We start from the raw sequence: 19,993 nt of genomic DNA, 5'->3' as shown, positions 1-19,993 counted from the left end.
GCTACAGATGCCATCGCGGCGAAAGACGCATTCGGTCTACGTGCTTTCAAGTCTGGGCATCACCCGCATGTCAGACGCCGAGGGTCTTTCAGCAGACGCGGTTCGGGTGGCACCAGGCGCGGCGACGCCGTCTCGACGGGCAACGATGAGGCTTCGAGCCAGACGGCACGGGTCTTCGTTCAGATCAAGAAAGAATGACAGGCGAATGCCATCGATTCACCGACAAGTCTCAGAACATCAACAGTTCTATTGCGGGCAACCGACATGACAGAAAAGCCGATCACGGTCTTCCAGCATCTTCACCTCAGGGGCAAGACAGCAACCGCAATGCGCAATGGCATCCTCGCGCAGGTTGGTGGCTCTTGGCGTCACGACGCTGAGCGGGAAGAAGACCTCAAGCAACACTTGGGCGACGACGATGTGATCGTGCTTGTACGATCTGCATTCGACGACGTCGATGAATCGGCTCTGGTGCTGTGGCAAGAGCCTGATGGCTACAAGGTTTCCAATATCGTGCCGCGAAACGTCGGTGAGCTTTGTATTGACAAGTACAACGCGATTCTTCGCGACTTCGTCGCCCAAGTCGCGGAACCGGCGTCCCGGGCCGGCGGTTTCGGCGTCGAACTGACCTCTCCCAACCAGACTCTTGAGGATTGGCTGGATGCCGAACCGGCAGCAGCCCTGCGGCGCTTCTCGCGGCTCGCCAATAAATCCACAGGTGCGGCCCATCCCATGGACAGGGAGCGCTGGTACGCGTTCCTGATTGCTGCGCACCGTGCATCGAAACGACTGGATAGTGACCAATTGGCACGGTGGCTTGTCGAGGTGGAGGCCTGGTCCGCAGGGCGGGCGCAGGACTTGGCCATCGACTATGAATTCGCACTCGGACTGCTTGAACAGTATGACCAGTCGCATACATGAGCCTGAATACTTCAGTCATTGACGACTTGGCTGCTTTAAACGCGCCTGTGTTGTGCGTGGATACATGCACCGTCCTTGACGTCATCCGTGACATCACGCGCGAAACAGCGGTAGCACACGATGCCAACGCCGGGCTTGCCTTGCTTGCGGCAGCCGAGGCCGGCTCCGATCTGATAGTTCTGATGGCAGAACAGGTGTAAGCGGCCGGCCATCCCACCTTGGCTAGGCATCGGTGTGGGATGCCGCTAGATTGGCTATCGGAGGTTCAGGATGCGCCGGGCACCGCTGAGCACTATCAGCGCAATGACTGCGCCAATCACGAGGTCAGGGTACGAGGAGCCCGTCCAAGCGACCAAAACACCAGCGACTATCACCCCCGCGTTTGCGATCACATCATTCGCAGAAAAAATGTAGCTTGCCGTCATGTGGGCGCCCCGATCCCGCTTCTTGGCGATCAGCACCAGGCAGGTGACGTTGGCGATCAATGCGACCAGCCCGATACTCATCATGAGCATGGACGCCGGCTCACTTCCCACAACTGCCCGCCGAACGACCTCCAAAAGCGCGCCAAGCGCAAGCACGACTTGCAACCAACCAGCGATGTGCGCTGCCTTCATCTTCAAGGCGGCGGCGCGGCCCACCGCATAGAGCGCCAGTCCGTAGACCGCCGCATCGGCGAACATGTCAAGCGAGTCCGCTATGAGACCTGTGGACTGGGCGATCAGGCCAACGATCAACTCAAAGACAAACATCGCACCGTTGATAGCGAGCAGCAGCTTTAAGGTCCGAGCCTCAGAGGCATTCCCCTCTGCGTCTGGGGCCGTAGACTCGTCGCTTTGCACGCTGTCCAACACTTGCGCGCCGAGGTTGAGAGGGATGAGACGGCCCAGCAGCTCTTGCGTACTTCCCCCATGCTGCACGGTGAGTACACGGTCCTTCAGATCGAAGTCCAGTGCCGCAACAGCCGACGCATCGGCCAGCGCCATCCGAATGAGATTCTCCTCCGACGGGCAATCCATCTTCGGCACGGAGAAACGCGTCTTCCACTGCCCGCCTTCGGTGCGCCTCTCGCTTGTCAGCAGAACCGCACCCAAGTTCAGGGGCGTCAGCTTCTGGGCGATCCTGGCGGGCTCGCCCGAGTGCACCACCCGGAGCTGCCGATGGGCCAGATCGAAGGTCATCGGCCCAACCCCGGTCAGACCACCCAGCGCCATGCGAATGAGGTTCTCCTCGGAGGGGCAGTCCATTCCCGGAACTGAAAATGTGCTCTCCACGGAAGCAATGGCGCTTGGGGCCTCGTCGACCGTCTGCGAATTGCAACTGCTCGAGCAGCTACTGCTTTGACATGTACTCATGTCCCGTATTAGAAACCCTCAAGTAGCTGTAGAGTCAAGCGGTAGGTAGGCAAATATGAAAATCGGTGAACTATCGTCATTGGCAGGGTGCTCCGTTCCCGCGGTGCGCTTTTATGAAGCAGAGGGCCTTCTGCAGGCGCCCCTGCGGGCCGCCAACAACTATCGGCAATATGGCCAACAGCATGTCGACAGGTTGGCCTTCATCGTTCGGTGCCGCTCGCTGGACATGTCGCACGACGATATCCGGGCTCTGCTGCAGTTGCAGGACGACCCCGCCATGTCCTGCGACGAGGTCAATGCCTTGCTAGACGATCAAATGCGCTTGGTAGAGCAGCGAATCGCCGAGTTGCAGGCGCTGCGCAAGCAACTGCGTGCCATCCGCAGTACCTGTGCGGGAGGGGTATGCGTTGGCGATTGCGGTGCACTTGAATCGCTGCGCAGCGCCACTGGGGCAAGCTGGCCAACCGTTCGCTGAGCGGAGCCTCAAATAACGACATTCAGCTCGGTGCGAACCAACGATGCGGTAGCAACTCGTGAACCAGGCTAACCCGTTGCGTCGGCAAGCGAGCCAAAACGTCCTTGAGATACGCATAGGGATCATGCCCATTGAGTCGTGCTGACTGGATGAGCGTCATGACGGCTGCTGCCCTCTGACCAGCTCGTAGGCTGCCCGCAAAGAGCCAGTTGTTGCGGCCAATGGCAATCGGCCGAATCTGGTTCTCGATCCAGTTGTTGTCCACGGGCAGCTGTCCGTCATCGACGAACCGGGTCAAAGCCTCCCAGCGCCGCAAGCTGTAGTCCAGCGCTTTGGCGCTTGCCGAGCCTTCCGGCACCTTCTGGCGTTGCAGCACCATCCACTGGTGCAAGGCATCAAGCAGCGGCTTCGTTTGTTGTTGCCGGATGGTTTGGCGCTGATCGGTCGCAATCTCCTTGACCTCACGCTCGATCTCGTAGACCCGCGCGAACTGCTGCAGCGCGACCTCGGCGATCTGGCTTTGGTTCGCCGCGTGCAAATCGAAGAACTTGCGCCGCGCGTGCGCCAGGCAGCCGACCTCGGTCACACCACTTGCGATCAAGGCCTTGTAGCCGCTGAAGTCGTCACAGGTGAGGCTGCCTCTCCAGTCGCCCAGGAAGCGCCGGGCGTGTTCGCCCGAGCGCGATTCGCAGAAGTCGTAGACGACCGCCTTGATGTTCTCGAAGGCGCCCGTGGCATAGGCCCATAGGTACGCCCGGTGCGCCTTGCCGTTGCCCGGCTTGAGCATGGACACCGGCGTCTCGTCGGCATGCAGCACGCGGCGCTGCAGCAGCTCTGTCCTCATGGCGTCAACCAGTGGCTGCAACTGCACGCCACACGAGCCCACCCATTGCGCCAGCGTGGAGCGGGGGATGGCTAGGCCGGCGCGGCCGAAGATCGCTTCCTGGCGGTACAGCGGCAGGTGGTCGGCGTACTTGGCCACCAGCACTTGCGCCAGTAGCCCAGTGGTAGGGATGCCTTTGTCGATGATGTGAGGATCGACAGGCACCTGGTGAATCGTCTCGCACTGGGCACAGGCCCACTTGCCCCGGATGTGGCGCTCCACCGTGAACACGCCGGGCGCGTAGTCCAGCTTCTCGGCCACGTCCTCGCCGATGCGCTTCATCTGGCAACCGCAGGCGCAGGTGGTGGACTCGGGCTCGTGGCGGATCTCGCGCCGCGACAGGTTGGCCGGCAGGGGTGCGCGTTTGGGGACTTGCTTGTCTTGGCGGCCTGCCACTGGCGGCGTGGCCTGCTCGATCTCATCGGCCACCGCCTGCAGGTCCTCATCCAGCGATTCATCGAGCAGGCTCTTCTGCTCGGCGCTGAAGCGCTCCGACTGTGCGGCGAACTTCATGCGCTTGAGCAGTGCGTTCTCGTGCGTGAGCTTGTCGATCTGCGCCTGCTTGAAGACCGCCTCTTGGCCCTGGCGTGCGATCACGCCGTCTCGCTCGGCCAGCTCACCCATCAACGACAGCAGGGCCGCTCGCATCTGCTGCGGCTCCAGGGTGTCAAGGTGGTCTGCGGTGATCACGGGAGAAGATGATGCGGCTAACATCACATTCGCGCATCGGTGCAAGCGCTGATTGCCTGGCCAACGACCGGAGCACTCAAAGTACAGTGATGACTCCAGCCTCGCCGACGTTCTTCCAGGGCAGGCCCAGCACGAGCGCATCGAACTGCGTTCGGCTGAGTGTGGCGGTGGTGGCGGCATCGCGCGGCCAGACGAACTTGCCGCTATTCAGGCGCCGGGCCGCCAGCCAGACACCGATGCCGTCGTGCACCAGCACCTTCATGCGGTTGGCTCGTCGATTGGCGAACAGATAGGCGTGGTGTGGGCGCGCTGCGCCAAAGACAGCCACTACCCGGGCGAGCGCCGTCTCGGTGCCTGCTCGCATGTCCAGCGGCTCGGTGGAGAGCCACAGCGCATCAATGCGGATCATCGGAGCCAGTCGCGCAGCCACGCTGCACATGACGCTGCATCTTCCAGGGGCCAGTTCACGGTGACTACGCTGGCGCTGCGCCGAACATCAACGCGAATCGCACGCGACACGGGCGGCGAGCTGGTCTCGGTTGCTGGGAGCTGTTCAACTGGTGGAGGCAGATTCAGCGCAACGAACTCATTCCGGGGCGCTGGCAACAGGGAGTCTGCTTGCTCGCGCATCCAGCGATGAACGATGTTGGCGTTGATTCCGTGTGCAAGCGCTACGCCGGCCACTGACGCGCCGGAGACCTGGCATTCGGCCACGATCTGGCCTTTAAGTTCCGGGGAGTAGTAGTGCCGCTTGGGGCGCTGGGCGATCGTGTCGTTCGCCATAGTGTGCGTGATGTTCATCGTGCACACGATGCCTCGACACTGGGTCTATCTCAAGATGGGATTGCCGGACGCTTACGAACAGGTGACCATCGAACTTGCTGCTCATGTCGCTGGCGTCGAGGTAGAGGCTCGAAACGCTTTGGCAAGGTTCCGGGCACAAGCTCAACGTATCCATGAAGTGGCCTTGGCCTACGGTGCCCAGGGAATGCATCACCCGCATGTCGGACGCCGATGGTCTTTCAGCAGACGCGGTTCGGGTGGCACCGGGCGCGGCGATGCCGCCTCGACGGGCAACGATGAGGCATCACGCCAGACGGTACGGGTCTTCTTTCAGATCAACAAAGAATGACGGGCGAATGTCATCGATTCGCCGGCAAGTCATAGAGCGGCAAGCGTTCCATTGCGGGCGGGGTCAATGCCGAATGGCTGCGATTCAGCACGAAGCGCGGGGCGCGGCCCGCGAACCCGGCGGTGGAACGCCGAGACGCTGGGCGGTTTGCCTTGCATTTGCTCATTAATTCAATAAATGTTGTAATATCGAACTATGAAAGAAGATCAAGCCGTTTGCGCCCTGAGTGCCCTGGCCCATGCCCAGCGCCTGCGCGTGTTCCGCGCCCTGGTCATCGCCGGCCCCGAAGGGCGGACGCCCAGCGTGCTGGCCGAGCAACTGGACGTGGCCCGCAACACGCTGTCCTTTCACCTGAAGGAGCTGGCCCATGCCGGCCTCGTCACCATCGAGCAGCAGGGCCGCAACCTCATCTATCGCGCCGACTTTTTCCAGATGAACGGACTGCTCGGCTACCTGACCGAACACTGCTGCCAGGGCGGCGTGTGCGAGGTCACCGAATCCTCCCACTGCGACTGCTGATGCCATGACCACCGACACCACCTACAACGCACTGTTCATCTGCACGGGCAACTCGGCCCGTTCGATCCTCGCCGAAGGCATCCTCAACGGACTGGGCAAGGGGCGCTTTCACGCGTACTCGGCGGGCAGCCACCCCAAGGGAGAGGTGCATCCGCTGGCACTCGCTACGCTGGAGCGGCTGCACATGCCGACGGCAGGCTACCGCAGCAAGAGCTGGGACGAGTTCGTGGCACCAGGCGCTCCGGTATTCGATTTCATCTTCACCGTCTGCGACAACGCCGCCGGCGAGGCGTGCCCGCTCTGGCCAGGCAAGCCGGTGTCCGCTCATTGGGGCGTGCCCGATCCCGCAGCGGTCGAAGGCTCCGAAGAGCAACAAGTCAAGGCCTTCAAGGACGCCGCATTGACCCTGCGCCGCCGCATCGAGCTGTTCCTGTCGCTGCCGCTGCAGCGCCTGGACGCCATGTCCTTGCAGCACGAACTGCGCGACATCGGCAAGCAGTGAGGCGCCCATGACCGCAGCGACTGAAACGGCCCGCTCCATGCCGGCCACCCCGACCATGAGCGTGTTCGAACGCTATCTGACGGTGTGGGTTCTCCTGTGCATCGTTGTTGGCATTGCGCTGGGCCAATTCGCGTCCGGCGTGTTCCAGGCCATCGGCCATATGGAAGTGGCCCAGGTCAACCTGCCGGTGGGCCTGCTGATCTGGGTCATGATCATTCCCATGCTGCTCAAGGTGGACTTCGGCGCGCTGGGCCAGGTCAAGCAGCACTGGCGTGGCATCGGCGTCACGCTGTTCATCAATTGGGCGGTCAAGCCGTTCTCAATGGCGCTGCTGGCGTGGGTCTTCATCCGCCACGTCTTCGCCGATGCGCTGCCCGCCGACCAGCTCGACAGCTATGTCGCCGGCCTGATACTGCTGGCCGCCGCGCCCTGCACGGCCATGGTCTTCGTCTGGAGCCGGCTCACGGGCGGCGATCCGGTGTTCACGCTGTCGCAGGTGGCGCTGAACGACACCATCATGGTGTTCGCCTTTGCCCCCATCGTCGGTCTGCTGCTGGGCCTGTCGGCCATCACCGTGCCGTGGGATACGCTGCTGGTGTCGGTGGCGCTCTACATCGTCATCCCCGTCATCCTCGCGCAGGTCTGGCGTCGCGCCTTGCTGCTGCGAGGCCAGGCCGCGTTCGATCGCGCCCTGGAGCGTATCGGCCCACTGTCCATCGCGGCACTGCTGCTCACGCTGGTGCTGTTGTTCGCCTTCCAGGGCCAGGCCATCCTGCAGCAGCCGCTGGTCATCGCCATGCTGGCCGTGCCGATCCTCATCCAGGTGTTCTTCAACTCCGGGCTGGCCTACTGGCTCAATCGCAAGGTGGGTGAGAAGCACAACATCGCCTGTCCTTCGGCACTGATCGGCGCGTCCAACTTCTTCGAGCTGGCCGTGGCGGCAGCTATCAGCCTGTTCGGCTTCCAGTCAGGCGCAGCGCTGGCCACCGTGGTCGGCGTGCTGATCGAAGTGCCCGTCATGCTGCTGGTCGTGCGTGTCGTCAACCGGTCTCGCGGCTGGTACGAAGGCGACCCGAACCCATCAACCCGATAACCACGACATGCCCATGAGCACCATCACGATCTACCACAATCCCGCCTGCGGCACGTCGCGCAACACGCTGGCGCTGATCCGCAACAGCGGCGAAGAGCCCGCGGTTATCGAGTACCTGAAGACGCCACCCGATCGCGCCACGCTGGTCAAGCTGCTGGCCGATGCGGGCCTTGGCGTGCGCGACGTGCTGCGCGAAAAAGGCACCCCCTATGCCGAACTCGGCCTGGGCGATCCAAAGTGGACGGATGAGCAGTTGCTCGATTTCATCGAGCAGCACCCCATTCTCATCAACCGACCCATCGTGGTCACGCCGCTGGGCACGCGCCTGTGCCGCCCTTCGGAAACAGTACTGGACATCCTGCCGCAGCCCCAGCGCGGCGCGTTCAACAAGGAAGACGGTGAGCCGGTGATCGACGCGGAGGGCCGCCGTGTCTGAAGCGCGACTTGACCTACCCAACATCGACACAACGCTGTTTCAGGAACCGGATGTAGCGCGGCTGCTGCCGCCCGAGCGCGGCAGCCATGCACCGCGCTTTCTGCTGCTCTATGGCTCGTTGCGGGAGCGTTCGTACAGCCGCCTGGCCGCCGAGGAAGCGGCGCGCATCCTGCGCGCGCTCGGCGGCGAGACGCGGATGTTCAATCCCTCGGGCCTGCCGCTGGTGGACGATGCCCCGGGCGATCATCCCAAGGTCCAGGAACTGCATGCGCTCACACAATGGGCCGAAGGCATGGTGTGGTGCTCGCCCGAGCGCCACGGCGCGATGACCGGCCTCATGAAAACCCAGATCGACTGGATTCCGCTGTCGGTCGGCGCGGTGCGCCCGACTCAGGGCAAGACGCTGGCGGTGATGCAGGTCTCGGGCGGCTCGCAGTCCTTCAACGCCGTGAACCAGATGCGCGTGCTGGGGCGCTGGATGCGCATGCTGACCATCCCCAACCAGTCCTCGGTTGCCAAGGCATGGCAGGAATTCGACGACGCCGGGCGCATGAAGCCTTCGGCCTATTACGACCGCATCGTGGACGTGATGGAAGAGTTGATGAAGTTCACGCTCCTCACGCGCGATGTAGCGCCGTACCTCGTGGACCGCTACAGCGAGCGCAAGGAGAGCGCCGAGGCGCTGTCCAAGCGCATGAAGCAAGAGGCTATTTGATGACAGTACCCACCACCGCAGAGCGCGACAGCGCCTGGCGGGTTTTTCTGGTGTTCCTGCGGCTGGGGCTGACCTCCTTTGGCGGGCCGATCGCGCATCTGGGCTATTTCCGCACGGAGTTCGTCGAACGCCGCCGCTGGCTGGACGACCGCGGCTACTCCGATCTGGTCGCCCTGTGCCAGTTCCTTCCAGGCCCGGCCAGCAGCCAGGTCGGCATGGCGCTGGGCCTTGGGCGTGCGGGCTGGTCCGGCTTGCTGGCCGCCTGGGCGGGATTCACCTTGCCGTCGGCCATCGCGCTGATCCTGTTCGCCTTCGGCATCGCCCAGTACCAAGGGCTGGCCGCATCGGGCTGGGTGCACGGGCTGAAGGTCGTCGCCGTGGCCGTCGTGGCGCAAGCGGTATGGGGCATGGCCAAGTCACTTTGCCCGGATCGCCCGCGTGCCGCGCTGGCGATTCTGGCCGCGTTGCTGACCCTGTTCCTGCCATCGGCTACGGGACAGGTCATCGCCATCGTCGTCGCGGGCCTGCTGGGCCGCTGGGCACTGAAGCTGTCGCAGCCGGCCGGCGGCCAGCCCCATGCCTATCCTGTCTCACGCAAGCTCGGCGTCGTGGCCTTGCTGCTGTTCGCCTTGCCCCTGGTCGGCCTGCCGCTGTGGACGGCGGCCAGCGGATCATCCGTCCTGGCCCTGCTCGAAGGCGTGTACCGCGCCGGCGCGCTGGTCTTTGGTGGGGGCCACATCGTGCTGCCGCTGTTGCAAGCCACCGTGGTGCCCAGTGGCGCCGTCAGCAACGCCGACTTTCTGGCTGGCTACGGCGCCGCCCAGGCGGTGCCGGGGCCGCTGTTCACTTTCGCGGCCTATCTGGGCGCGGTGGCCCAGGGGCCGCTGCACGGCTGGTGGGGCGGACTGGCGCTGCTGGGGGTGGTTTTCCTGCCGGCCTTGCTGGTGCTCGTGGGTGCACTGCCGTTCTGGGAGAGCCTTCGTCATCGCCAGGGCATTCAGACCACGATGGCGGGCATCAACGCGGGGGTGGTGGGCATCCTGCTATCGGCGCTGTACGACCCGGTGTGGACCAGTGCGATCCAGAATCGGGCGGATTTTGGGCTCGCGCTCGCGGCATTCGGCTTGCTGGTGATCGGCAAGGCGCCGCCGGTTCTGGTCGTTGTCCTGGCATCGGCCGCCGGCTGGGTCTTGGCCCGTTGATGGGAGCTGCCCGGTCGGCCTCCGGGTGGGCGTTTTCGCTTTTGGCCTGCAACTCCTTTAAAATGAGGGGCTTCGCCTCTGTCCGCAGTCAATTGGAGTTCCCACCGGTGTAAGTCTCATTCTCGCTGCGAGCCAGCTTTTCCCTCCTCATTTCTTGCTCGCACGAGGCTGCGCGTCCGTTTGACTGCGTCTTGCCGTCCCCTTTTTTTGCTTAGGGACGGCTTTCTATTCCGGGTTCGGAAAGACGCATTCGCGCTTGTGTCCGTTCCAGCCCGTGGCTGAGTCCTCTCTCGGAATAGAACAATGATCAAGTCCTTTCGCCAGGACTGGCTGTCCAACGTCCGCAACGACCTGCTCGCAGGCATCGTCGTCGCGCTGGCGCTGATTCCCGAAGCCATCGCTTTTTCCATCATCGCCGGTGTCGATCCCAAGGTCGGGCTGTACGCCTCCTTCAGCATCGCCACGATCATCGCCTTCGCCGGTGGACGGCCCGGCATGATCTCGGCCGCCACGGGCGCCATGGCCCTGGTCATGGTCACGCTGGTCAAGGAGCACGGCCTGCAATATTTGTTGGCCGCCACCGTGTTGACCGGCGTGCTCCAGATCGTCGCGGGCTGGCTCAAGCTGGGCGCGCTGATGCGCTTCGTCTCGCGCTCGGTCATCACCGGCTTCGTCAACGCGCTGGCCATCCTGATCTTCATGGCCCAGTTGCCCGAGCTGACAAACGTGACTTGGCACGTCTATGCCATGACGGCAGCGGGTCTGGGCATCATCTACCTTTTTCCGTATGTCACCAAGGCCGTACCGTCCCCGCTCGTGGCCATCGTGGTGCTGACCGCCGTGGCGATCTTCTTGGGCCTAGACATTCGCACCGTGGGCGACATGGGTCAATTGCCCGACAGCCTGCCGGTGTTCCTGCTGCCTGAAGTGCCGCTGAACCTGGAGACGCTCAAGATCATCTTCCCGGTGTCGGCCACCCTGGCGGTGGTGGGCCTGCTGGAATCCATGATGACGGCCTCCATCGTCGATGACCTGACCGACACGAACAGCAACAAGAACCGCGAATGCGTGGGTCAGGGCGTGGCGAACATCGCCACCGGATTTCTCGGCGGCATGGCGGGCTGCGCCATGATCGGCCAGTCGGTCATCAACGTGAAATCGGGCGGCCGGGGCCGTTTGTCCACGCTCGCCGCCGGTGTGTTCCTGCTGCTGATGGTGGTGTTCATCGGCGACTGGGTGGCACGCATCCCGATGGCCGCGCTGGTCGCGGTGATGATCATGGTGTCCATCGGCACCTTCAACTGGGCCTCGTTTCGCAACCTGCGCGAGCACCCCAAGAGTTCCAGTGTGGTGATGCTGGCGACCGTCGCCATGACGGTGGGCACCCACGATCTGGCCAAAGGCGTGCTGGTCGGCGTGCTGCTGTCGGGCTTCTTCTTCGCGCACAAGGTGGGCCGCATCTTCCATGCGTCCTCGCGCACCGAGGACGAAGGCCGCATGCGCACCTACACCATCACCGGCCAGGTGTTCTTTGCCTCGGCCGAGCGTTTCACCAACGCCTTCGACTACAAGGAAGTGATCGACAAGGTGCGCATTGACGTCAGCCGCGCCCATTTTTGGGACATCACCGCGGTGAGCGCGCTGGACAAGGTGGTCATCAAGTTCCGGCGAGAAGGCACGGAGGTGGAAGTGATCGGCCTGAACGAAGCCAGCGCCACGATGGTGGACAAGTTCGCCGTCCACGACAAGGACGGCGCCGCCGACATGCTTGCGGGCCATTGAGAAAGGAACGGACCATGAAAAACGAAAACAAGGTACTGGCCTGCGTAGATCAATCCCGATATGCGGATCATGTGGCCGACTACGCCGCATGGGCGGCCTGGCGCATGATGGCGCCCCTGGAGTTCCTGCATGTCATCGACAGCCACCCGGAACGGGCCTCGGGCAATGACCACAGCGGCGCCATCGGCATTGACGCCCAGGAAGGCCTGCTGGCCCAACTGTCGGCCGAAGATGAAGCACGCGCCAAGGGCGCGCGGGAGCACGGCCGGCTGTTCCTGAATCGGTTGCGCGAGCGAGCTCTGGCTGCCGGCGCAATGCGGGTCGATGTGCGCCAGCGTCACGGCGCGCTGGAAGAAACCGTGGTGGAGCAATCGCAAGGCGTGCGCCTGCTGGTGCTGGGCCGACGCGGGGCAGGCGCCGAGAAGGCGCAGCACGAGTTGGGCCACCACGTCGAGCATCTGGTGCGTGCGCTGAACCGGCCCATCCTGACCGTGACCGAGGACTTCAAGGCGCCCGAGCGGGTGATGATCGCCTTCGATGGCGGCGCCGTCACGCGCCGCGGCGTCGAAATGGTGGCGGGCAGTCCGCTGTTGCGCGGCCTGCCCATCCTGCTGCTGATGTCGGGCAAGCACCGCGAAAACGTCCCGAAGTCTCTGGACTGGGCGAGGGACACCCTCCAGGCCGCAGGCTTCGAGGTGACGGTTTCGCTGGCCGCGGGCGACGCACAGGACGTCATTGCCCGAACGGTGCGCGAGCAGGCCATCGACATACTGATCATGGGCGCGTTCGGGCATTCGCCGGTTCGCAGTCTGCTGTTCGGTAGCAAGACGACTGAGTTGCTGCGTTCGTCGCGGGTTCCAACGCTCTTGCTTCGATAGTCTGGTACGTCTTCATCCTTGAGAATGTGTCGGGCGGAATGCCCCAAGCATTCAGGACTCGGCACGGCGCAAGCAGTTTGGGATCACCAGGTGGGAGCACCAGGATGCCAGCCCGCACAAGCGTTCGCCGCCTATGACGGCGAGAACGCCGCGCTACGGGGAAGGCAACTGCAAGACCGTGCCCACTGCACTCCCTCGACATTTGGAGAAAGAGGTGCACGCAGGTCCACAAGGCTGGAGGATTCAGGGGACAAGGCAGGCTGTCGGCGCCGATCGTGTCCGCCTCGTCGAAGACGAAGGAGGACTACGTGCCGAGAACCCGACGTCTTCAAGATGGAATCGCTGCCGATCTGGAGGACGTTGGTGTGGAGTACGTTCCAAACGTCGGAGCAGCGAAACACAGCCTCGGCCTGTAGGCGCGTCTGAACATGACCCTTGTGGCTGTACATGGGCGTTGCTGGGCGATGGCAGACGATCCCGGATTGCCGGGCAGGTGGGGCTGGTACATAATCTGGTCCAATTCCATGGCGCTCATGGAAGAAACTCGTTATCAGTCAACGGGTTGAGTGCGGCGTGATGTTCCCTTCACCCGCTCCATGTCTCCAGCGGTCTGCATCAGGCAGACGCTCCGCGATATCCGCACCCCGCTTTTCCGCGCATGGATCCCGGTCGAGATGCCCGGTGAATGCCAGGGCTGGACGTCGCTTCGCAAACATCCCTTGGCCGGATCGGTCGTGTCCGAATGCATCCTTGCGCAGAGCCTGCAGGACAGGAACTGCCCTGCTGCAGCTGCTGCTGTGGCCTCCCGGGCCCGGTCGAGCTGCGGGGTTCAGTTGATGCTTGGCTTCGCAATGCTAGAAGATCGTCAGCTGTTGACGCCCAACATCCATTGCCCGGAGCGTGAATGATCGCTGCACTTGTGCCCATCAGGCGATGCTTTGATTTTTCCGGACGATCCGACCGGCGGGAGTTCTGGTCGTATTCGCTGCTGGCCGGGTTCGTGATGGCGGTGAGCTACAGCGTGATGGATCGCGGTTACTGGCTGGTCGGGTACCTGTCATTGGATTGGGAAACGTCCGAGAGCCTGTGGAAGGTGGGATGGGTCATGACCGTCTGCGCTGTCTTCGTCTTCCTGCCTCCGATGCTGGCCCTGACCGTGAGGAGATTGCACGATATCGACGAGTCAGGCTGGTACACCGTGATCGCGTTCATTCCCTTGGGGGTGTTCGTCCTCTTTCCGGTCATGCTGCTTCCCGGGAGCGAGGAAGAGAATCGATTTGGCGCAGTTCCAGGAGCGCAGGATGCTTGAACCGGCATCGGCCGCAATCGATCGGATCGGCATTGAAGACGTCGACGGTTCGCTGGGGCGCCTCTCTCATCCGCATGTCCCTTGATCGAACCGCCCTGCGGCGCTACACCCAGTGGTTGCCGTTCCTGGCCCTGGTCGCCGTCTGTGTGGCCTGGTGGTCGCCTCTGGGAGTGATTGTCGGCCTTGCCGTGTGCCTTGCGTTGGGGGGCGCGCTGCAGCGAATCGATCTGGTCGGCAATGCCGTGGGCGGCTCACGACTGCGCTCGCGATCGATGAAGCCCTTTGCCGAACGGCCGCCCGCACATGATGTGCTGTTGGATTGGGGCGAGCTGGGCATGGGCGGACCGGCGTACAGCACGCAGATGCTGCGCGATGGCGCCATCGTCGAAAGCGTATCCACTGGAGGCAGTCGTGATGCCAGTGGTGAATGGCAGGACCTGCCGGGAGGCGCGCTGCGCCTGGCCAGCGGGTATGTTGATCGATGCGAAGCAGTGATCGTCTACGACGAGCGCCAAAAGACGGTGCAGGTGCTTGCGGCTGATCCCGGCCAGTTCCGGCAGCAGCTGGGCGAGCGCCTGCAGACCGATGGGGAGGCGGGGGCGGCGGCGTGGCTGCGCAGCCAGTCCGGCGGCGTGACCCAGCTGCATTCCTGCCGAGGCCTATGGTTGGAGCACGGACATCCGGCGCTGGCCGCCGGATGGCCGCGGGAGCTGAGGCACGTCCTGCCTGATGCCCGGGTGCTGCGCGCGGTCCCGCTGCTTCCCGATGATCTGCGCGTGACTGCGCATCCGGCCCTGTTCGCGTGCATCTGCCCGTATGCCCTTTACCTTGACGAGACCTCCAGTGGTCGCCATGCCTGTGATCTGGAGACCGTGATCGCAAGCCCGTCGGGACGCTGCCTGGTGGTGGCCGGCAGTGTGCTTGATGAGAACCTGCGACCCATCGAGGGCGTGTGGCTTGTCTGCTGGCAGGGTCGTTGGCAAGCCTTTGCCCGTCATGCGATAGGGGGCTTCGGCAAGGCCCGGAGCATGGCCTGGATCAATGTGATCGATGCTGACGATGACGGCACACTGCAGTGCGAAGCCTATGAGGAACGCTGGGAGTTCGATGCCGTCCATCGATACCCCACGCGCCACACAGCCTTGGAGCTGCCTGTGGAATGGCGGGAAACCGGGTTGGCGCTGCGCGCCCGGGATGGGCGCTTCAGGCTGCGCCTTCCCTCGCGCTGATCAGGCCTCGGCGGCGCGCGCGCTCGTTTCCCGCAGCGACTGTGCATATTCCTCGGTGAACAGCCCCGACAACGCCTGGCGCTGCTCCGCATCGATCTCGCGCGAGGCGTTGGCCGTGTAGTCGAAATGAACCATCACGCAGCGGCCGCTGGCTACCAGGGCCTCGAACTGGAACGCCTGCTGCACGATCGACAGCGAGGAGCGGCCAATGCTCTCGATCCGGGTCTCGATGCGCACTTCGTGTCCCGCCTGTATCTGCTGCAGGAAGTCGATCTCGTAGCGGCGCAGGATCAGTGCCAGGTCGCGCATGCTGGCCTCGCGGCTGAAATGCCGGAAGATCTCCTGGCGGCCTTCCTCGAACCAGACGGGCAGGGCGGTGTTGGTGACGTGGCCGAGTACATCCACTTCGGAGAAGCGCGGGAATACGGTGATCGACATCGGGTTTCCTTGCGGTCTGGCCTGCCCCCGCAGTGTGCCGCCTGCGCCGGAGCAAGCCACGCCGCAGGGCATCATCCACCCGCCACACGCCCGCGCTATGCTGCGCGCCTGCCGCCCGATCCTGCCGCGATGAAGCTCGCCATCCTGTCCCGCAACAGTTCCCTGTATTCCACCCGCCGGCTGGTCGAGGCGGCGCGCGCGCGCGGCCACACCGTGCGCATCCTCGATCCGCTGCGCTGCTACATGCGCATTGCCGCCGATGGCTTTTCGATGCATTACAAGGGCCGGCCGATGACCGGCGTGGACATGGTCATCCCGCGCATCGGTGCCTCGATCACCCGCTATGGCACGGCCGTGCTGCGCCAGTTCGAACTGATGGGTGCACGCACCCCGAATCCGTCCGACGCGATCCTGCGCTCGCGCGACAAGCTGCGCGCACACCAGCTGCTGGCGGCCAAGGGCATCGACATGCCGGTTACTGTGTTCGGCGACAACCCCGACGACACCGTCGACCTGTTGTCCATGCTGGGCCCACCGCCGCATGTGGTGAAGCTCAACGAGGGTACCCAGGGGCGCGGCGTGATCCTTACCGAGAAGGCCAGCGCCTCGCGCGGCATTGTCGAAGCCCTGCGCGGGTTGTACGCCAATTTCCTGATGCAGGAATTCATCGGCGAGGCCAAGGGCGCAGACCTGCGCTGCTTCGTGGTCGGTGACCAGGTGGTTGCCTCGATGCAGCGGCAGGCGCCGGAAGGTGACTTCCGCTCCAACCTGCATGCCGGGGGTACGGCGGTGGCGGCCAAGGCCAGCCGTGCCGAGCAGCAGGTGGCGGTGCGGTCGGCCAAGGCACTGGGACTGTCGGTGTGCGGGGTGGACCTGATCCGCTCCGCGCGCGGCCCGCTGGTGCTGGAGGTCAATTCAACGCCGGGGCTGGAAGGGATCGAGGCTGCGTGCGGGGTGGACGTGGCCACGCGCATCATCGAGCACGTCGAGAGGCTTAAAAAACCCTGATTATTCAGCGGCTTGAGATTCTCACGGGCGGATGAGGCCGGCTTTAACAAGCCTTTAATCGGCCCACGCGTAGGCTTCAGCGAACCGCAGCTCTGCCTCTCAGCAGGATCGGTATCGGGATACAACTTCAGACCCAGGCGGGGGCACCGCCTGGGTCTTTTTTATGCCTGCCCGCTGTCCCTTGTGGAGGTGGCGTGACGGCCGTAGAGTGGCCCCCATCGTTCCTGGATGGATCGGAGGCTGGCGATGTACCGCATCACGATGATCGCGTTGTTGCTGGGCCTGGCCGGATCTGCTGCGGCCAAGCCGGAGAAATCCGTTGTGCAGATGGACCGGCAGTCGCCGGTGGCCGAGCAGGTGCGCCAGGTCGAAAAAGCCCTGGATGATGGCGATTACAGCGAGATTTCCGCTGATGACCGCAGCACCGTGCGCGAAGCGCTGGCCCGGATCACCGCGCGGATGGGCGGCCACCAGAGCGTGCAGGAACTGCCGCCGCAGGTGCAGGGGGAGGTCTTCAACGACCAGGAGCGGATCAATACCCTGCTCACCCGCGCCCACGAGGACAGCCGGCAGATCTGCCAGCACATGCGCAGTACCGGCAGCAACATGCCCAAAAGCCGCTGCCTGACAGTGGCCGAACGCCGCCGGATCGAGGAAAAGGGCAAGGCGCTGTTGAACGACCAGCGCACCTTCAACAACTTCAACCCTGCCAGCTCGCGGTAGGGCTTCCGCTGCCCCGACCATTGGCACTTGCTGGCGTGAAGGGGGTGCGAATAGAGTCGGGATTCGCCACAGACAAGGATTTGTTTGCCATGAAACAGGCTTTGATGTCGGCCGTCCTGTTGTCAGGACTCGCCCTGGTCAGTACCGCATCGGCATCCAGGGGCAAGGACGTGTTCGTGCCCGGCCAGCCGCTGCAGCAGCAGATCGCGCGTATCGAGGTGGAGCTCAAGGACGGCGAAACCTATTCGGAACTCAAGCAGGACGAGCGCACCCGCGTCAACGACGCCCTGGCACGCATGCGCGCAGCGGTGGAGCAGTACCCGGCACGCGATTCCATGCCTGAACCGGTGCAAACCCAGGTCTTCAACGATCAGCAGGTCGTGAACACGGTTTTGACACAGGCGCGTGAAGATAGTCGTCTAATATGCCAACGTGAAAAGCCCATCGGTTCCAACCGGACCACGACGCAGTGCATGACCGTTGCCGAGCGCGCTCGGCAGAAGGAACGGGCACAGCAGGACATGAGGCAGGTCATGCGCGCCGGCAGTACAGTCAATTAGAGGTGACAGTGAGAATCCTGGTAATCGAAGACAACAGCGACATTGCGGCCAACCTGGGCGACTATCTGGAGGACCGGGGGCATACGGTGGACTTCGCGGCTGACGGGGTCACCGGCCTGCATCTGGCTGTGGTGCACGAGTTCGACGCGATCGTGCTGGATCTCAACCTGCCAGGCATGGACGGCATCGAAGTCTGCCGCAAGCTGCGCAATGAAGCGCGCAAGCAGACCCCGGTGCTGATGCTGACGGCCCGCGATTCGCTGGACAACAAGCTGGCCGGCTTCGATTCCGGTGCCGATGACTACCTGATCAAGCCGTTCGCGCTGCAGGAAGTGGAAGTGCGTCTGAACGCCCTGTCGCGCCGCGGCAAGGGCGTGCAGACCCGCGTGCTGGAAACCGGCGACCTGGAATACAACCTGGATACGCTGGAAGTGCGCCGCCAGGGCAAGCTGCTGCAGCTCAACCCCACTGCGCTGAAGATCCTGCAGGCGCTGATGGAAGCGGCACCGGCGGTGGTGACCCGCCAGGAGCTGGAAACCCGCGTGTGGGGCGAGGAACTGCCTGATTCGGATTCGCTGCGCGTGCATATCCATGGCCTGCGTGCGGTGGTCGACAAGCCGTTTGAAGTGCCGCTGATCCAGACCCGCCATGGCATCGGATACCGCATCGCCACCCCGGAAGCCTGATTCCGTGGCAGCCAAGGGGGAGCGCCGGCGCACGCCATACCGGCGGCGCCTGCGCAGCCGCATCATCGTCTCGTTCGTGTTGTTGGGCTTCTGCCTGACGACACTGTTCGCGTTCGCCACCAACTGGGCCCGCATGCGGGTGGAAAACCAGTTGGTGGAAGACGTGATCAACCACAACATCGAAGAGTATGCGCGGCGCTTCTACGAGCATCCGGGGCGCAATCCGGCAGTGCCCGTGCAGCAGATCCGGGCGTACGCCTACTCGGCTGACAAGTTCGACAAGGCCCGCGAGTCGTGGCCGCAGTGGGCCGACCTGCAGAACGGCAATTACAACCTCAGTGGCACCGACGAGCAGGGGCAGCCGTATGCCTACAAGCTTGCGGTACGTAAGGCCGACGACGCCTGGTTCTTCCTCGCCTATGACATGACCGACAGCGTGCGCGGCGGCAAGCAGCTCAACCGCGCGCTGGTGTTGTCGGTGCTGGTGTTCAGCGTGCTGTCGCTGGTGCTGGGCTGGTGGTCGGCGTCGAAGGTGATGAAGCCGGTGTCGGACCTGGCCGCGCGGCTGCGTGCGTACCGTGGCGGTACCAGTGAGCCCGAGCCCTTGGCGCCGCGCTTTCCCGATGACGAGGTGGGGCAGCTGGCACAGGCGCTGGACGACTATTCCTCGCGGCTGACCGAAGTGGTGCAGCGCGATCGCGAGTTCAATGCAGACGTCAGCCATGAACTGCGCACGCCGCTGGCAGTGATCCGCGGTGCCACCGAGCTGCTGCTGACCCGGCCCGGCCTGGACGAGAAGGTGCTGCAGCGCCTGCAGCGTATCCAGCGTGCCGAGCAGCAGTGCAGCGACCTGATCGGCGCACTGCTGCTGCTGTCGCGCAACGAGCGCGGGCAGGGCACCAGCAACGTGGCCCGCGTGGCCGAGCAGCTGCTGGATGCGCACCGCGCGCAGCTGGGTGGCAAGCCGCTGGAGCTGCTGCTGGAAGGCGAGCGCAACCTGGTGATCGATGCACCCGAGGCGGCGCTGTCGGTGGCGTTGGGCAACCTGATCGGCAACGCGGTGAAGTACTCGCAGGATGGCGAAGTACGCGTCTTCGTGGGCGCCAATTCGGTGTCGGTGACCGACAGCGGCCCGGGCCTGAGCGAGGAAGATGCGGCCAAGCTGTTCCAGCGTGGCTACCGCGGCACGCACGCTGGTCATTCGCAGGGCGGCGGCATCGGCCTGTCGATCGTCAGCCGTCTGTGCGACCTGTACGGCTGGCAGGTGAGCGTGCGTCCCGGTGGCGAGCGTGGCGTGATCGCCACCCTGACGTTCTCGCCGAAGCCGTTGTAAGCAGCCCTGCTTTGGTGGGTGCCGACCTTGGTCGGCACGGACCCTGCCGACCTTGCATCACGCCCTGTGTCGCTTGTGACACTGAATCCCCCGCACGCGGACATCGCATCACAGGCCCGACACG

General features: G+C 63.9%; 24 protein-coding genes. 19 read left to right on the top strand and 5 right to left on the bottom strand.

Annotated features, from left to right (window positions below):
* The first annotated feature begins 264 nt into the window (after positions 1 to 264).
* Complete coding sequence (locus AC5P6S_RS02250; RefSeq protein ID WP_495204449.1) at positions 265 to 921, top strand: DUF1889 family protein; 657 nt, start codon at positions 265 to 267, stop codon at positions 919 to 921.
* Positions 918 to 1,121, top strand: coding sequence for a hypothetical protein (locus tag AC5P6S_RS02245; RefSeq protein ID WP_495204448.1), 204 nt, complete (start codon positions 918 to 920; stop codon positions 1,119 to 1,121). Before AC5P6S_RS02250 ends, AC5P6S_RS02245 begins: the two co-directional genes overlap by 4 nt.
* A gap of 54 nt (positions 1,122 to 1,175) precedes the next feature.
* Here the strand turns inward: AC5P6S_RS02245 and AC5P6S_RS02240 are convergent, their stop codons facing one another.
* Positions 1,176 to 2,276 (bottom strand): cation efflux transmembrane domain-containing protein, encoded by a 1,101-nt coding sequence (locus AC5P6S_RS02240; protein WP_077446928.1) that lies wholly within the window; start codon positions 2,274 to 2,276, stop codon positions 1,176 to 1,178.
* A 55-nt stretch (positions 2,277 to 2,331) separates the two neighbouring features.
* Between AC5P6S_RS02240 and cadR the strand changes: the two genes are divergently transcribed.
* Positions 2,332 to 2,751: a Cd(II)/Pb(II)-responsive transcriptional regulator gene (cadR, locus tag AC5P6S_RS02235; RefSeq protein ID WP_010791743.1), complete on the top strand. Its 420-nt coding sequence runs from the start codon at positions 2,332 to 2,334 to the stop codon at positions 2,749 to 2,751.
* 22 nt (positions 2,752 to 2,773) lie between these two features.
* Here cadR and tnpC read toward each other — a convergent pair whose 3' ends face one another.
* The 3 genes from tnpC to tnpA all read right to left on the bottom strand — a co-directional run bounded on the left by tnpC (position 2,774) and on the right by tnpA (position 5,125).
* Positions 2,774 to 4,324 (bottom strand): IS66 family transposase, encoded by a 1,551-nt coding sequence (tnpC, locus tag AC5P6S_RS02230; RefSeq protein ID WP_031757192.1) that lies wholly within the window; start codon positions 4,322 to 4,324, stop codon positions 2,774 to 2,776.
* Between the two features lie 76 nt (positions 4,325 to 4,400).
* Positions 4,401 to 4,733: an IS66 family insertion sequence element accessory protein TnpB gene (tnpB, locus tag AC5P6S_RS02225; RefSeq protein WP_003121550.1), complete on the bottom strand. Its 333-nt coding sequence runs from the start codon at positions 4,731 to 4,733 to the stop codon at positions 4,401 to 4,403.
* Positions 4,730 to 5,125: an IS66-like element accessory protein TnpA gene (gene tnpA, locus AC5P6S_RS02220; protein ID WP_006217728.1), complete on the bottom strand. Its 396-nt coding sequence runs from the start codon at positions 5,123 to 5,125 to the stop codon at positions 4,730 to 4,732. Before tnpA ends, tnpB begins: the two co-directional genes overlap by 4 nt.
* On the opposite strand from tnpA, the gene AC5P6S_RS02215 reads away from it, so the two are divergent.
* From AC5P6S_RS02215 to AC5P6S_RS02165, 11 genes are all read left to right on the top strand, one after another.
* Positions 5,118 to 5,456, top strand: a complete 339-nt coding sequence (locus AC5P6S_RS02215) for a hypothetical protein (protein ID WP_495204447.1) — start codon at positions 5,118 to 5,120, stop codon at positions 5,454 to 5,456. The two genes, tnpA and AC5P6S_RS02215, sit on opposite strands and share 8 nt — an antisense overlap.
* 195 nt (positions 5,457 to 5,651) lie before the next feature.
* Entirely contained in the window at positions 5,652 to 5,975 is a 324-nt protein-coding gene (locus AC5P6S_RS02210) for an ArsR/SmtB family transcription factor (protein WP_032958199.1), read from the top strand.
* Between the two features lie 4 nt (positions 5,976 to 5,979).
* A complete protein-coding gene (locus tag AC5P6S_RS02205) occupies positions 5,980 to 6,477 on the top strand; it encodes an arsenate reductase ArsC (protein WP_041104366.1) in 498 nt (165 codons plus the stop codon).
* A 55-nt stretch (positions 6,478 to 6,532) separates the two neighbouring features.
* Positions 6,533 to 7,570 carry an ACR3 family arsenite efflux transporter gene (gene arsB / locus AC5P6S_RS02200; RefSeq protein WP_495204482.1) on the top strand — a complete coding sequence of 346 codons (1,038 nt, stop codon included), beginning with the start codon at positions 6,533 to 6,535 and terminating at the stop codon, positions 7,568 to 7,570.
* Between the two features lie 13 nt (positions 7,571 to 7,583).
* On the top strand, positions 7,584 to 8,006 hold the full coding sequence (gene arsC / locus AC5P6S_RS02195) for an arsenate reductase (glutaredoxin) (RefSeq protein WP_227364569.1): 423 nt from the start codon (positions 7,584 to 7,586) through the stop codon (positions 8,004 to 8,006).
* Entirely contained in the window at positions 7,999 to 8,721 is a 723-nt protein-coding gene (arsH, locus tag AC5P6S_RS02190) for an arsenical resistance protein ArsH (RefSeq protein WP_495204446.1), read from the top strand. Before arsC ends, arsH begins: the two co-directional genes overlap by 8 nt.
* Entirely contained in the window at positions 8,721 to 9,923 is a 1,203-nt protein-coding gene (gene chrA / locus AC5P6S_RS02185) for a chromate efflux transporter (RefSeq protein WP_495204445.1), read from the top strand. The genes arsH and chrA overlap by 1 nt, the downstream gene beginning before the upstream one ends.
* A 303-nt stretch (positions 9,924 to 10,226) precedes the next feature.
* Entirely contained in the window at positions 10,227 to 11,705 is a 1,479-nt protein-coding gene (locus AC5P6S_RS02180) for a SulP family inorganic anion transporter (RefSeq protein WP_025513230.1), read from the top strand.
* Between the two features lie 14 nt (positions 11,706 to 11,719).
* Positions 11,720 to 12,583: a universal stress protein gene (locus AC5P6S_RS02175; RefSeq protein ID WP_495204444.1), complete on the top strand. Its 864-nt coding sequence runs from the start codon at positions 11,720 to 11,722 to the stop codon at positions 12,581 to 12,583.
* A gap of 904 nt (positions 12,584 to 13,487) precedes the next feature.
* On the top strand, positions 13,488 to 13,892 hold the full coding sequence (locus tag AC5P6S_RS02170; RefSeq protein ID WP_043034313.1) for a DUF805 domain-containing protein: 405 nt from the start codon (positions 13,488 to 13,490) through the stop codon (positions 13,890 to 13,892).
* A 74-nt stretch (positions 13,893 to 13,966) separates the two neighbouring features.
* The gene (locus tag AC5P6S_RS02165; protein WP_065183906.1) at positions 13,967 to 15,121 is read left to right on the top strand and encodes a hypothetical protein; all 1,155 of its coding nucleotides are present in this window, start codon (positions 13,967 to 13,969) and stop codon (positions 15,119 to 15,121) included.
* Here AC5P6S_RS02165 and AC5P6S_RS02160 read toward each other — a convergent pair whose 3' ends face one another.
* Entirely contained in the window at positions 15,122 to 15,559 is a 438-nt protein-coding gene (locus AC5P6S_RS02160) for an acyl-CoA thioesterase (protein ID WP_005414313.1), read from the bottom strand.
* 129 nt (positions 15,560 to 15,688) lie between these two features.
* Here AC5P6S_RS02160 and rimK point away from each other — a divergent pair, with 129 nt between their 5' ends.
* The 5 genes from rimK (at position 15,689) to AC5P6S_RS02135 (ending at position 19,869) form a co-directional block, all read left to right on the top strand.
* Entirely contained in the window at positions 15,689 to 16,567 is an 879-nt protein-coding gene (rimK, locus tag AC5P6S_RS02155) for a 30S ribosomal protein S6--L-glutamate ligase (protein ID WP_062605774.1), read from the top strand.
* Positions 16,568 to 16,813: 246 nt separating this feature from the next.
* Entirely contained in the window at positions 16,814 to 17,290 is a 477-nt protein-coding gene (locus AC5P6S_RS02150) for a hypothetical protein (RefSeq protein ID WP_235643456.1), read from the top strand.
* A gap of 89 nt (positions 17,291 to 17,379) precedes the next feature.
* Entirely contained in the window at positions 17,380 to 17,850 is a 471-nt protein-coding gene (locus tag AC5P6S_RS02145) for a hypothetical protein (RefSeq protein WP_005410805.1), read from the top strand.
* Between the two features lie 8 nt (positions 17,851 to 17,858).
* Positions 17,859 to 18,536, top strand: a complete 678-nt coding sequence (locus AC5P6S_RS02140; protein ID WP_005410804.1) for a response regulator transcription factor — start codon at positions 17,859 to 17,861, stop codon at positions 18,534 to 18,536.
* A gap of 4 nt (positions 18,537 to 18,540) precedes the next feature.
* The gene (locus AC5P6S_RS02135; protein ID WP_005410803.1) at positions 18,541 to 19,869 is read left to right on the top strand and encodes a sensor histidine kinase; all 1,329 of its coding nucleotides are present in this window, start codon (positions 18,541 to 18,543) and stop codon (positions 19,867 to 19,869) included.
* The last annotated feature ends 124 nt before the right edge of the window (positions 19,870 to 19,993 follow it).

This window comes from Stenotrophomonas sp. YJH_SMC_119, from assembly GCF_059368315.1.
The sequence above is the reverse complement of the archived record's forward strand: the minus strand, read 5'-3'. Positions and strand labels throughout refer to the sequence as shown.